9 protein-coding genes are annotated in these 13,012 nt (G+C 64.1%); 8 read left to right on the top strand and 1 reads right to left on the bottom strand.

The window, feature by feature from the left end:
* Position 1: 1 nt before the first annotated feature.
* The 8 genes from glnE (at position 2) to CXQ80_RS21940 (ending at position 10,224) form a co-directional block, all read left to right on the top strand.
* Complete coding sequence (glnE, locus tag CXQ80_RS21975; RefSeq protein WP_101322448.1) at positions 2-2,935, top strand: bifunctional [glutamate--ammonia ligase]-adenylyl-L-tyrosine phosphorylase/[glutamate--ammonia-ligase] adenylyltransferase; 2,934 nt, start codon at positions 2-4, stop codon at positions 2,933-2,935.
* Between the two features lie 328 nt (positions 2,936-3,263).
* The gene (gene waaF, locus CXQ80_RS21970) at positions 3,264-4,313 is read left to right on the top strand and encodes a lipopolysaccharide heptosyltransferase II (protein WP_101322447.1); all 1,050 of its coding nucleotides are present in this window, start codon (positions 3,264-3,266) and stop codon (positions 4,311-4,313) included.
* The gene (gene waaC, locus CXQ80_RS21965) at positions 4,314-5,372 is read left to right on the top strand and encodes a lipopolysaccharide heptosyltransferase I (RefSeq protein WP_101322446.1); all 1,059 of its coding nucleotides are present in this window, start codon (positions 4,314-4,316) and stop codon (positions 5,370-5,372) included. It abuts the gene before it with no gap.
* Positions 5,372-6,496, top strand: coding sequence for a glycosyltransferase family 4 protein (locus tag CXQ80_RS21960; protein WP_101322445.1), 1,125 nt, complete (start codon positions 5,372-5,374; stop codon positions 6,494-6,496). Before waaC ends, CXQ80_RS21960 begins: the two co-directional genes overlap by 1 nt.
* Positions 6,493-7,299, top strand: a complete 807-nt coding sequence (gene rfaP, locus CXQ80_RS21955) for a lipopolysaccharide core heptose(I) kinase RfaP (RefSeq protein ID WP_101322444.1) — start codon at positions 6,493-6,495, stop codon at positions 7,297-7,299. Before CXQ80_RS21960 ends, rfaP begins: the two co-directional genes overlap by 4 nt.
* On the top strand, positions 7,299-8,033 hold the full coding sequence (locus CXQ80_RS21950) for a lipopolysaccharide kinase InaA family protein (RefSeq protein ID WP_101322443.1): 735 nt from the start codon (positions 7,299-7,301) through the stop codon (positions 8,031-8,033). The genes rfaP and CXQ80_RS21950 overlap by 1 nt, the downstream gene beginning before the upstream one ends.
* The gene (locus CXQ80_RS21945; RefSeq protein WP_101322442.1) at positions 8,030-8,782 is read left to right on the top strand and encodes a lipopolysaccharide kinase InaA family protein; all 753 of its coding nucleotides are present in this window, start codon (positions 8,030-8,032) and stop codon (positions 8,780-8,782) included. The genes CXQ80_RS21950 and CXQ80_RS21945 overlap by 4 nt, the downstream gene beginning before the upstream one ends.
* Positions 8,782-10,224 (top strand): lipopolysaccharide kinase InaA family protein, encoded by a 1,443-nt coding sequence (locus tag CXQ80_RS21940; RefSeq protein ID WP_101322441.1) that lies wholly within the window; start codon positions 8,782-8,784, stop codon positions 10,222-10,224. Before CXQ80_RS21945 ends, CXQ80_RS21940 begins: the two co-directional genes overlap by 1 nt.
* Here CXQ80_RS21940 and CXQ80_RS21935 read toward each other — a convergent pair.
* Entirely contained in the window at positions 10,197-13,007 is a 2,811-nt protein-coding gene (locus CXQ80_RS21935) for a dermonecrotic toxin domain-containing protein (protein WP_101322440.1), read from the bottom strand. The two genes, CXQ80_RS21940 and CXQ80_RS21935, sit on opposite strands and share 28 nt — an antisense overlap.
* Between the last annotated feature and the right edge of the window lie 5 nt (positions 13,008-13,012).

Here is a 13,012-nt window from a genome sequence, read left to right as displayed (position 1 = left end):
CATGCGTCTGCCTTTGCCTCTCGATCTGCCCGCTGGCTTGCAACCACTGGTCGCCCGTAACCAACAGCTGCTGAACGAGGCGCTGAGCAGTCAGGACGACCCTGGCCTGTCTACGTTGAGCGCCGAGCATCGGCAGCAGTTCGAGCAGGTGGCTGCCGCCAGCGAGTTCATCTTCGATCAGGCTCAGCGCGAGCCGGGTATGTTGCTCGAGCTGCTGGCCAGCGGTGACCTGGAGCAGGCCTATGCGCCGGGCGAGATGACCGCGCGGATTGCCGCAGTGGCCCAGGCGGCGCAGAGCGAAGAAGAGCTGGCGCGCAACCTGCGCCGGGCCCGCAACCGTCAGCAGATGCGCATCATCTGGCGCGACATTACCCGCCAGGCGGCGCTGGGGGAAACCTGCCGCGACCTGTCAGATATGGCCGACGCCTGCATCGATCAGGCTTACCAATGGCTGTACCCGCGGCATTGCCAGCAGTTCGGCACGCCGATCGGCAACCGCAGTGGCGAGGCGCAGCACATGGTCGTACTGGGCATGGGCAAGCTGGGTGCGGTCGAGCTGAACCTGTCTTCGGACATCGACCTGATCTTCGCCTTTGCCGAGGGCGGCGAGACCGAGGGGGTCAAGCGCTCGCTGGACAACCAGGAGTTTTTCACCCGCCTCGGCCAGCGCCTGATCAAGGCACTCGATCCGGTCACCGTCGATGGCTTTGTGTTTCGCGTCGACATGCGCCTGCGTCCCTACGGCTCGGCCGGCGCGCTGGTGCTGTCGTTCAATGCACTGGAGCAGTACTACCAGGACCAGGGCCGCGACTGGGAACGCTACGCCATGATCAAGGCGCGTGTTGTGGCCGGTGATCAGGCTGCCGGCGCCCAGTTGCAGGAGATGCTGCGGCCGTTCGTGTACCGGCGCTACCTGGACTTCTCGGCAATCGAAGCGCTGCGCACCATGAAGCAGCTGATTCAGCAGGAGGTGCGGCGCAAGGGCATGGCCGACAACATCAAGCTGGGCGCCGGAGGCATTCGCGAGGTCGAGTTCATCGCCCAGGCTTTCCAGCTGATCCATGGTGGGCGCGACCTGAGCCTGCAGCAGCGGCCACTGCTGAAGGTGCTGGCCACCCTTGAAGGGCAGGGCTATTTGCCGCCTGCAGTGATTACCGAGCTGCGCGAAGGCTATGAATTCCTGCGTTATACCGAACACGCCATCCAGGCCATTGCCGACCGGCAGACGCAGATGTTGCCCGACAGCGACATCGATCGGGCGCGGGTTGCGTTCATCCTCGGCTTTGCCGACTGGGACAGCTTCCATGCCCAGTTGATGTACTGGCGCGGACGCATCGACTGGCACTTCCGCCAGGTCATCGCTGACCCGGATGAAGACGAGGCCGAGGGCGAACTGGTGGTGGGTGGCGAATGGTCGCCGCTGTGGGAGCAGGCCCAGGATGAAGAGGCCGCCTGCCGCCAGCTTGAAGAAGCCGGCTTCGGCCAGCCAGCCGATGCCTTGCGCCGCTTGACCGGGCTGCGCGCCAGCCCGCAGCTGCGTTCGATGCAGCGCTTGGGCCGCGAACGCCTGGATGCATTTATCCCGCGCCTGCTGGCTCAGGCCGTTGAACACGACAATCCCGACTTGGTATTGGAGCGGGTACTGCCGCTGGTCGAGGCGGTGGCGCGGCGCTCGGCGTACCTGGTGTTGCTGACCGAGAACCCAAGTGCCCTGCGCCGTCTGCTGACGCTGTGCGCAGCCAGCCCGTGGATCGCCGAACAGATTGCCCGCTATCCGCTGCTGCTCGATGAGCTGCTCAACGAGGGCCGTCTGTTCAGCCCGCCGCTGGCGCCGGAATTGGCCAGCGAGCTACGCGAGCGGCTGACCCGCATCCCCGAAGACGACCTCGAGCAGCAGATGGAAGCCCTGCGCCACTTCAAGCTGGCGCACAGCCTGCGCGTGGCTGCCTCGGAAATCAGCGGCAACCTGCCATTGATGAAGGTCAGTGACTACCTGACCTGGCTGGCCGAGGCGATTCTTGACCAGGTGCTGGCCCTGGCCTGGCGCCAGACCGTGGCCCGTCACGGGCAGCCCAAACGCAGCGATGGCAGCCTGTGTGATCCAGGTTTCATCATCGTCGGTTACGGCAAGGTCGGCGGCATCGAGCTGGGCCACGGCTCTGATCTCGACCTGGTGTTCATCCATGACGGCGATCCGCAGGCTGAAACCGACGGCGCCAAGCCGATCGACAGCGCGCAGTTCTACACCCGTCTGGGCCAGCGCATCATTCACCTGCTGACCACCCAGACCAACTCCGGCCAGCTGTATGACGTCGACATGCGCCTGCGTCCCTCGGGCGCTGCCGGCTTGCTGGTCAGCTCGCTCGGTGCGTTCGAGCGTTACCAGCAAGGGCAAGCCTGGACCTGGGAGCATCAGGCGCTGGTACGGGCGCGGGTGCTGGTTGGCTGCAAGGACGTGGCGAGCGCGTTTGAAGCGGTGCGGGCGAGGGTGCTCGGCCAGCCACGTGATCTGGACAAACTGCGCGCCGAGGTCAGCGAGATGCGCGCCAAGATGCGCGGCAGCCTGGGCACCAAGCAGACTGCGGCAGGCACTGCCAGCAATGCCTTCGAGGCTGGCGTGCCGTTCGATATCAAACAGGATGCCGGCGGCATCGTCGATATCGAGTTCATGGTCCAGTACGCGGCACTGGCCTGGTCGCACGCGCACCCGGCGCTGCTGCGCTGGACCGACAACATCCGCATCCTCGAAGAACTCGAACAGGCCGGGCTGGTGCCGGCCAGCGATGCAATATTGCTGCGAGAAGTGTACAAGGCGTTTCGCTCGGCCTCGCACCGCCAGGCCCTGCAAAAGCAGGCCGGAGTGATCGACGCCGCGCAGTTCGCCACTGAACGCGCCGAAGTGCGCCGGATCTGGGGTGAGTTGGGTTTGAGCTGAAATCGCTGGGGCCGCAGGGCGGCCCTTCGCGGCAGTCCGGCGTCCCGGTAAACCCACAGGGTTAGGCTGCGCCGCAAAAACTTGTGGGAGCGGGTTTACCCGCGAACGAAGGCAAAGCCTTTGCCGTACAAATAGGGGGCTGCGACCGGCCTCTTCGCGGGTAAACCCGCTCCCACAGGGTTATGAGCGGCGTGCTGAGCTCGTGTTCTTTTGCGTTACAGGCGCTAAAAGCCTTGCTCCACCACCAGTGGTACACTGCACGCCACCTAGCCTGAATATAAAGAGGGGAGACCGTGCTGCACTTTCCCCCAGCGTTCCTGGACAAAGCATGAGAATACTGATCATTGGCCCCAGCTGGGTCGGCGACATGGTAATGGCGCAGACCTTGTTCCAGTGCCTGAAGCAGCAGCACCCTGAGTGTGAGATCGACGTGCTGGCGCCCGAATGGAGCCGGCCGCTGCTCGAACGCATGCCCGAAGTGCGCCAGGCCTTGAGCTTCCCGCTCGGCCACGGCGCGCTGGAGCTGGCCACGCGCCGGCGGATCGGCAAGTCGCTGGCGGGCCAGTACGACCAGGCGATCCTGTTGCCCAATTCGTTGAAGTCGGCGCTGGTGCCGTACTTTGCCGGCATCCCCAAACGCACCGGTTGGCGCGGCGAGATGCGCTACCTGTTGCTCAACGACGTGCGCAAGCTGGACAAGGCGCGTTACCCGCTGATGATCGAGCGCTTCATGGCCCTGGCCTATGCGCCCGGCGCCGAGCTGCCGCAGCCGTATCCGCGGCCAAGCCTGCAGATCGAGGCGCCGAGCCGCGACGCCGCGCTGGCCAAGTTCGGCCTGGCGCTGGACCGGCCGGTCCTGGCCTTGTGCCCGGGCGCCGAGTTTGGCGAGTCCAAGCGCTGGCCGGCCGAGCACTACGCCGAAGTCGCCGACGCCATGATCCGCCAGGGCTGGCAGGTCTGGCTGTTTGGCTCGAAGAAAGACCACCCGGTTGGCGAAGCCATCCGCGACCGGTTGATCCCCGGCCTGCGCGAAGAGTCTTACAACCTTTCCGGCGAAACCTCGTTGGCCGAGGCCATCGACCTGATGTCCTGCGCCGATGCGGTGGTTTCCAACGACTCAGGGCTGATGCACGTCGCTGCGGCGCTTAACCGCCCGCTGGTGGCCGTCTACGGCTCGACCTCGCCGGGCTTCACCCCGCCCTTGGCCGAACAGGTCGAAGTAGTCCGCCTGGGCCTGGAATGCAGCCCGTGCTTCGACCGCACCTGCCGCTTTGGTCATTACAACTGCCTGCGTCTGCTTGAGCCGGGCAAGGTCATTGCCGCGCTGCATAATCTGGCTGGGCCGAACCGTATCGATGTTCTGGCTGAGGTCGACTGAGTGCGGGTTCTGATCATCAAGACGTCTTCGTTGGGAGACGTGATTCATACCTTGCCGGCGCTGACCGATGCCGCCCACGCCATCCCCGGCATCCGTTTCGACTGGGTGGTGGAAGAGGGTTTTGCCGAGATCCCGAGCTGGCACCCAGCGGTCGACCGGGTAATCCCGGTGGCGATACGGCGCTGGCGCAAGAACATCTGGCAGACCCTCAAGAGCGGTGAATGGAAAGCCTTCAAGCAGCGCCTGCGCGTGCGCCAGTATGACCTGGTGATCGACGCCCAGGGCCTGGTCAAATCGGCCTGGCTGACCCGTTATGTCAAGGCGCCGGTGGCTGGGCTAGATCGCTTCTCGGCGCGTGAAGGCCTGTCCAGCCGCTTCTATGACCGGCCGTTGTCGGTTGCGGTCGGCCAGCATGCGGTGGAGCGCCTGCGCCAGCTGTTTGCCCTGGCGCTGGCTTACGACCTGCCCGAAGGCATCGGCAACTACGGCCTGGACCTCGACCGTCTGCAATTGCCACCCACGGCGCCGTTCGTGGTGTTCCTGCATGGCACGACCTGGGCAACCAAGCATTGGCCAGAGGCCTACTGGCGCGAGTTGGCCGAACGCATGGGCCGGCGCAACCTGCAGGTCTGCCTGCCGTGGGGCAATCAGGCCGAAAAAGACCGTGCCGAGCGCATCGCCCAGGGCTTGAGTAATTGCCAGGTACTGCCCAAATTGAATCTGGTAGGGGTGGCTCGCGTGTTGGCCGCAGCCAAGGCCTGCGTGGCGGTGGATACCGGCCTGGGTCATCTGGCTGCAGCACTGGATGTACCGACCATTTCCCTGTTTGGACCCACCAACCCTGGTTTGACCGGCGCCTACGGACGTGTCCAGGTCCACCAGGCCAGCGACTTCCCTTGCGCGCCCTGCCTGCAAAAGAAGTGCACCTATAAACCGAGCGCCGAGGATCTGCGCCGGTTCGATATCAAACGCGAGTGGCCGCTGTGCTTCACTCGCCTGAATCCCGAGCATGTGGCGAGCCGCTTGAGCGCGTTGCTGCTGGCTGAGGATGTTCGTTAATGCAACTGGCTTTCGTACTGTACAAATACTTCCCGTTTGGCGGGCTGCAGCGTGACTTCATGCGCATTGCCTTGGAGTGCCAGCAGCGTGGTCATCAGATCCGCGTCTATACGCTGATCTGGGAGGGCGAGGTTCCGCCTGGCTTCGAAGTGCTGGTGGCGCCGGTCAAGGCGATCTTCAACCATCGCCGCAACGAGAAGCTCAGCGCCTGGATGGCCACTGACCTGGCCAAGCGCCCGGTCGACCGCCTGATCGGCTTCAACAAGATGCCCGGACTGGACGTCTACTACGCTGCCGACGGCTGCTTCGAAGACAAGGCGCAGACCCTGCGCGGCAGCCTGTACCGGCGCTGGGGCCGTTACCGCCACTTCGCCGAATACGAGCGTGCGGTGTTCGCCAAGGATGCCCGCACCGAGATCCTGATGATCTCCGAAGTGCAGCAGCCGCTGTTCATCAAGCACTACGGTACACCGGTGGAGCGTTTTCATCTGCTGCCACCAGGGATTTCCCAGGACCGTCGGGCACCAGCCAACGCCGCTGAAATCCGTGCGCAGTTCCGTCAGGAGTTCAAGCTTGCTGACGATGACCTGCTGCTGGTGCAGATCGGCTCCGGCTTCAAGACCAAGGGCGTCGACCGCAGCCTCAAGGCGCTGGCTGCGCTGCCGGCGGCGTTGCGCAAGCGCACCCGGCTGATGGTCATCGGCCAGGACGACCCCAAAGTGTTCCAGCTGCAAAGTGCCGGGCTGGGCCTGGGCGAGCAGGTGCAATTTCTCAAGGGGCGCAGCGATATCCCGCGCTTCCTGTTGGGTGCTGACCTGCTGATCCACCCGGCCTACAACGAAAACACCGGCACCGTGCTGCTCGAAGCGCTGGTCGCCGGCTTGCCGGTGCTGGTCTCGAAAGTATGCGGTTATGCCCATTACATCGCCGAGGCCGACAGCGGCCTGGTGCTTGATGAGCCGTTCGCGCAGGAGCAGCTCGACCGCTACCTGCAACGCATGCTCGAAGACGGCGAGGCCCGTGCGGCCTGGTCGCGCAATGGCCTGGCGTTTGCCGACAGCGCCGACCTCTACAGCATGCCGCAGCATGCCGCCGATGTGATCCTCAACCAGGAGCGCGCATGAAGCTGATATTGGCGCAGCCGTTCCAACGGCTGTGGGCCGGGCGCGATGCCTTCGAGGCCGCCGAGCAACTGCAGGGCGAAGTGTTCCGCGAACTGGAAGGCCGGCGCACGCTGCGCACCGAGGTCGAGGGCGCAGGTTACTTCGTCAAGATTCACCGTGGCATCGGCTGGGGCGAGATCTTCAAGAACCTGTTCAGCGCCAAGCTGCCGGTACTAGGTGCCGGCCAGGAATGGCGCGCCATCCAGCGCCTGCATGAAGTCGGCGTGCCGACCATGACCGCAGTCGCCTACGGCGAGCGCGGCAGCAATCCGGCGCAGCAGCATTCGTTCATCATCACCGAAGAGCTGGCGCCGACCATCAGCCTGGAAGACTTCAGCATCGACTGGGTCAAGCAGCCGCCGCTGCCGCGCCTCAAACACGCGCTGATCGCCGAAGTGGCGAAGATGACCGGCGGCATGCACCGCGCCGGGGTCAACCACCGCGACTGCTACATCTGCCATTTCCTTCTGCATACTGATCGCCCGGTGAGTGCCGACGACTTCAAACTGTCGGTAATCGACCTGCACCGCGCCCAGACCCGCAGCAGCATCAGCCGCCGCTGGCGCGACAAGGACCTGGCCGCGCTGTACTTCTCGGCGCTGGATATCGGCCTGACCCGGCGCGACAAGCTGCGCTTCCTGCGCGGTTACTTCCAGCAGCCGCTGCGTCAGATCCTCACCGAGGAGGCGCGCCTGCTGGCCTGGCTCGAAGGCAAGGCGCAGAAACTGTACGCGCGCAAACAACGCTACGGGGATGCACTCTGATGGCGGGTTGGACGCTGCTGCCGGAGTATCAACACCTGGCAGCAGATTTCGGCAGCCTCGAGGCAGTGTTCGCCATCGACGGCGAGCGCCTGACCCGTGACCCGCTCAGCGAAGTGGTGCGGATCCAGCGCGATGGCGTGTACTACTACGTCAAACGCTATACCGGCGCCGGCAAGCACTTGCGCCGCTACCTGGGCCGGCCGCGGATCAAGGCCGAGTGGCAGAACCTCAAGCAGTTCGCCAAGTGGGGCATTCCCACCGCCGAAGTGATCGGCTGGGGCCTGGAGCGCAATGGCCTGGCCTTTGGCCGTGGGGCGATGATCACCCGCGAGCTGCCGCGTACCGAAGACCTGTCCGAACTGGCCAAGCGCAATGATCCGCGCCTGGCCGACCGCGCCTGGGTCGACCACGTCAGCCGTCAGTTGGCCCGGCATACGCGGGTCATGCACGACAACCACTTCACCCATAACGATCTGAAGTGGCGCAACCTGCTGGTGGACGATCAGGGCACGCTATTCTTCATCGATTGCCCGACCGGCGATTTCTGGCGCGGCTTTATGCTCCGCCATCGAGTGATCAAGGACCTGGCCTGCCTGGACAAGGTCGCCAAGTATCACCTGTCGGCGACTCAGCGCCTGCGCTTCTACCTGCAGTACCGCGGGCACCAGCGGTTGAACGCGAGCGATAAACGGCGGGTACGCGAAGTGGTGCGCTTTTTCGAGGGAAGGGAATGACCGACTATCTGGCCAGCAGCGAGCTTGCCCTCCTGCAACGCCACGGCTTGAACGATTTCGAAGCGCTGTGGGCGCTGCAACTCGATGCGGTGGACGAACCCAATACCGGCCGTGGCGGCTGGAGCAGCGTGTTTCGCCTGGAGTTGGAGGGCAAGGGCTACTACCTCAAACGCCAGCTCAACTACTTCACTCGCACCCTGCATCGGCCCTTCGGTGAGCCGACATTTGCCCGCGAGTTTCGCAATATCACGCGCTACCAGAAGCTGAAGATCCCGGCCTTGCAGGCGGTGTTCTACGGTGAGCGCAAGGCCAACGGCGAGCACCGCGCGATGCTCATGACTCGCGCCCTGGATGAGTGGAACGACCTCGACAGCCTGCTGGCGCAGTGGCCGCAACTGGCCGCGGAAAAACGCCTGGGCATCCTCCAGGCCTGCGGCCAACTGGGGCGTACCTTGCACGCCGCCGGCCAGGTGCACGGTTGCTTCTATCCCAAGCACATCTTCCTGCGCGAGCGCCGCGAAGGCTGGCAGGCGCAACTGATCGACCTGGAAAAGACCCGGCCGCTGCTGCTTGGCATGCGCGACCGGCTGAAAGATCTGGAACCTTTGCTGCGCCGTGCCCGCGCCTGGAGCGAAGGCGATGTGCGCAGTCTGCTGGCGGCCTATCTGCAGCAACCGGCCGACAGCGCGCTGGTGACTACCTGGCTGCAGCGGCTGGTGCGCCGCCAGCATGAAAAAGAGGCCCGTTGATGCGTTTGTCTGAACTCAAGGCGGCTGGGCGCACGCCGAGCCTGCCGCTGAACATTACCTTGGCCGATGCTGCTGGCAGCGCTGAGCTGCAGCTGCTCAGCCTGCTGCGGGTGCTGCCTGGGCAACGCTACGTCGGTGCTGGTATTTGGCGCGGCAAGCCGGTGCTGGCCAAGCTGCTGGTCGGCAGCAATGCTGCACGGCATTTTCAGCGCGAGCTGGATGGCGTCAAGCTGATTGCCGCGCAAGACTTGACCACTCCGCAACTGCTGGCTGACGGTCTGCAAGAGGGCGAGGGCGGCTGGCTGTTGTTCGAGTACCTGGAAAACGCCCAGAGCCTGGGCGCTGCCTGGGCTGAGGTCGAGGCGCTGGCGCCGCTGGCCGATGAGCAGCAACAGGTACTGGGAGAGGCGCTTGGGGCGGTTGCGCAGATGCACGCCAAGGGCTTGTGGCAGGCTGATCTGCATCTGGATAACCTGCTCCGCCATGGTGGCCAGCTGTACCTGATCGATGGTGCCGGGATCAAAGCCGAGACGCCTGGCCAATGCCTGTCACGCCCGCGTGTGCTGGAAAACCTCGGCGTGTTCTTCGCCCAGTTGCCCAAGCGCCTCGAGCCGTTCACCGAAGAGCTGCTTGTGCATTACCTGCTGGCCAACGGCGAGCATGCGCTGCCGCTGGAAGCCCTGCAGAAGCAGGTCGACAAGGTTCGCGCCTGGCGCCTCAAGGACTTCCTGGACAAGGCCGGTCGCGAGTGCAGCCTTTTCAGCGTCGAACGCAGCCTGTCTGGCCTGCGTGCTATCGATCGTAGCGAAGTGGCGGCCATGCAGCCGGTGCTGGAGCAGGCCGATGCGCTGATCGACAGAGGCCACCTGTACAAGACCGGTGGCGCCGCAAGCGTTGCCCGGGTCGACGTTGGCGGCCGGCCGCTGGTGCTCAAGCGCTACAACATCAAGAACACCGTGCACTGGTTGAAGCGTTTCTGGCGCCCGAGCCGGGCCTGGCATTCCTGGATCGAAGGGCAGCGCCTGCGCTTTCTCGACATCGCCACGCCAAAGCCGCTGGCGGTGCTTGAACAACGGGTCATGGGCCTGCGCAGCCGTGCCTATCTGGTCACCGAATACGCCGATGGACCGGATCTGCTCGAGTGTTTTGCGCCCTTCGTCGCCAGTGGCGATGCGCCCGACGAGCAGTTGCAGGCCTTGCTGAGGTTGATGCAGCAGTTGATCCGCGAGCGCATCAGCCATGGCGATATGAAAGGCCATAATTTGTTCTGGCAGCACGGCCAATGGTCGTTGATCGACCTCGACGCCATGTGCCAGCACGCCACTCAACTCAGCTTCGCGGCTGCCTATGCCCGTGACCGGGCGCGCATGCTGCGAAACTGGCCGAGTGACAGCGCCTTGCACAAGCGGATTGATCAGCTGTTGCCGCGGCTCGCCGAATAGGCTTCGGGCAGCGCCAGCCAGTCGCTGCTGCGGCCCGACTGGCGCACTCGGATGCGCCATTCGTCCGCCTGCCAGCGCAGCACCGCCCAAGGCTTGACGCCTGTCTGCTCAGCCGGGGGAATCAGCAGGTGGTACTGGTCTGCCAGCAAATGCCTGCGCAAGCCCAGTTGCCCGCTGCGGGTCTGCAGGTACAGCTGCTGGCCATCAGCGTGCAAGCCCGCTGCGCTGCTCAAAGGGGTGCCGGCGCGGGCTGGCGTGAGCAGGCAGTCATGACACAACGCTGCCAGATCTGGCAGGCCGTCATACCAGAGCACAGGTGAATCGATCACCCACTCGCCGCTGCGCAGGCGTTTGATCGGCTGCTGTAGATAGGCATCCGGTTGCTCAGGGTCGATAACCCGCCAGCGTTCGCCATCGAAGCTGACTTTGTAATGACTGCCGTGGTTGTCCCTGACGAAGTACAACGACAAGCCCCCAAACGCCGAAACCTGCTCGTAGACACCGATGTCATGCACACCATCGATGCGATAGCGCAACGAGCTGGTGTCGACATTGACTTGGTAGCGGGCCGGCAATGGCAGTGGCGGTTGCTTGGGCAAGCCGCGCAGCGCTCGGCGCAGGACGCCGGTAGCGAAGAAGCTGCCGCCCGCATCCGTGGCATGGCTGATGGTGTTGTAGAGATGGCGCAACACGCCTTCCATATCGCCTCGCTGGTGTGCCTGGATGCCATCGCAGATGTCCAGGATCATTCGCCCGATCGATAATGCCATCAGGGGCTTGGCAGGCAGTACCAGGCTTATCAGGTCCAGCAACCGCCAGGACAGGTCGATGACTGACTGAACATTGACCTCGCGAGTCGTCCGGCTGCTGGTGTCGACTGCTGCAAGTTGGGCGCGGACCTCTGCCATATACAATGCGAAGAACAGATCGTCGTGAATGGCTGGCAGGCGTAGAGAACTGCCCAGGCCCCCTTTGAGCAGCAGCCGTTGCAGCTCGCTCTCCTCGACCTGTGGTAGCCGAGCGGCCAGGTACTGGCGCAGCGCCGGTTTGTCGCGCAGGGTGCGCAGCAATTGCCGGGTGCTGGAAAACTCGCGCCAGTTGCGTCGGTCTGGCGCGTCTGGGGTGTACATGAGAAACGACGGCACACTGCCTTGTGCAGTGTTTATCAGTAGCACCCCCTGCACCGTATGGCCCTGGATCAGTAGCTGCCGCACCACGACCGTATGGCCATCTACCGGCGGGCGGAGCGCGTTGTGGGGTTGGTCCAGTACCGCCGTTGCCCAGCGGTAACCACGCTCGGCGCGATGTTCGGCGAAGTGCCCGGCATACCGGGCCTTGACCGCTTCGGCACGCATTCGGGCGCGGTTGATTCGAGTATGGGCCAGCAGGCGCCAGCGGCCCGTGCGCGAGTCGACCAGTTGGGTGTAGAGAAAATCTGCATAGCGCCCGCCGGCATTGAGGCTGCGCACCAGTGTCTTCACGTAGGCCGGCGTCAGCTCCGGGGGCAGCGTGCGTGCCTCGGTATGGCTGACACGGGCGGTCAACCAGTAGTCGTAATTGAACCAGGCGAGGTTGACCAAGGCCAGATCGTCCAGTGGCAAGCGCTCGGTGACCATCTCAATGGTTTCATTGCCGACCTGTTTGAGGCCTTGCCAGGTAATGAACAGGGATGGGTTGAACGGGTAGGGCTGCGGCCCGACCTGGCGGGCGCGCGTGATGCTCACCGTTATGTCCTGTGGTAGCAGTTGCAGGCCGAAATCATCGAGCAGGCGCTCTTGCAGGCGGGCTCGCGTCCATGTCCTGAGATCGTTCTGCTGAATAAACTGCGCTTGGGTGGGGATGCCTGGAGCCGCTGCTCTTTCACTGGCCACCACCAGTTCCTGCATGGTCTGCATGATGTGGCTGAGGCTTTGCGTGTCAGCATCGCGCAGCCATGCCGGCATGTGTTTTTCCAGTAACCGCGAATAGCGCGTGTTCAGCGTTGCCTTGCTACCAAGATCATCCTCGAGCCTGAGTGCCGCCATGACCTGCGCGTGTCGCGTGGTGGTCGATGACGGCTGGTCGTCGCCCCATAGCGACGGCAGGTTCAGGCGCTGGCGCTGGGTGTCGATCAGTTGCTGTACCTGCGCTTCGATCGGATCATCGGCATACCACTCATAACGCAGACGATCAGCCAGACGCGCCTGCTCGGCGGATTGCGGGTCGGCGTACAGGTGCAGCAACGTGCTGCTGAGTAGAGGGTCGTCCAGCCGTTCGCACAGTTCGTCATGCAAGGCCTTGAGCGAGGGAAATACCTCGATGCCTTGTGACAGGCAGCACAGCAGTGCCTCGCCGGTTTCGCTGTCGGCGTCGAGCCGCGTGCCCTCAGGGGTGCCCGCGACGATCACCATCACCCCCGGCAGGTAGCTGCGCCAGTTGGGCTGCAGGTTCACCAGCAGGGGCCGGTAGACTTGAGGTCGGTGTGCTGCCGCTATCTGCTGGCGTTGCCAGGCGCGCGGTTGCTCGATGCAAGTGCGCAGCGGCGCGGCCTGATCGGCGCTCAGCGTGTCGTCAGTGATGCGCAGGTCGATTTCGGCCAGCAGGTAAATCTGGCGCAGGGCGATCAGCGACTGCTTGCGGTTCAAGCCTTGAGTATTGAGTTCTGACCAGTAGCTGGCCAGGTCGCTGTGGAGCTTGCGTCGCGTCTGCAGATCATTGTGCAGCGGCTGCTCGATGACCGGCAGGGGTTCGAGCAGCGCCTTGATCTGGCCGGTGAGTGTTTGGATAAGTTCGAGAGGTTGCATGGCCC

It is taken from the genome of Pseudomonas sp. 02C 26, from assembly GCF_002843585.1.
In the GTDB taxonomy this organism is placed as follows: Bacteria; Pseudomonadota; Gammaproteobacteria; order Pseudomonadales; family Pseudomonadaceae; genus Aquipseudomonas; species Aquipseudomonas shirazensis.
The sequence above is the reverse complement of the archived record's forward strand: the minus strand, read 5'-3'. Positions and strand labels throughout refer to the sequence as shown.

Bases quoted from the DNA above. Each gene is read 5' to 3' on its own strand.
- rfaP (WP_101322444.1), top strand. From the start codon at position 6,493: ATGAAGCTGATATTGGCGCAGCCGTTCCAACGGCTGTGGGCCGGGCGC.
- CXQ80_RS21960 (WP_101322445.1), top strand. From the start codon at position 5,372: ATGCAACTGGCTTTCGTACTGTACAAATACTTCCCGTTTGGCGGGCTG.
- glnE (WP_101322448.1), top strand. From the start codon at position 2: ATGCGTCTGCCTTTGCCTCTCGATCTGCCCGCTGGCTTGCAACCACTG.
- CXQ80_RS21940 (WP_101322441.1), top strand. From the start codon at position 8,782: ATGCGTTTGTCTGAACTCAAGGCGGCTGGGCGCACGCCGAGCCTGCCG.
- waaF (WP_101322447.1), top strand. From the start codon at position 3,264: ATGAGAATACTGATCATTGGCCCCAGCTGGGTCGGCGACATGGTAATG.
- CXQ80_RS21935 (WP_101322440.1), bottom strand. From the start codon at position 13,007: ATGCAACCTCTCGAACTTATCCAAACACTCACCGGCCAGATCAAGGCG.
- CXQ80_RS21945 (WP_101322442.1), top strand. From the start codon at position 8,030: ATGACCGACTATCTGGCCAGCAGCGAGCTTGCCCTCCTGCAACGCCAC.
- CXQ80_RS21950 (WP_101322443.1), top strand. From the start codon at position 7,299: ATGGCGGGTTGGACGCTGCTGCCGGAGTATCAACACCTGGCAGCAGAT.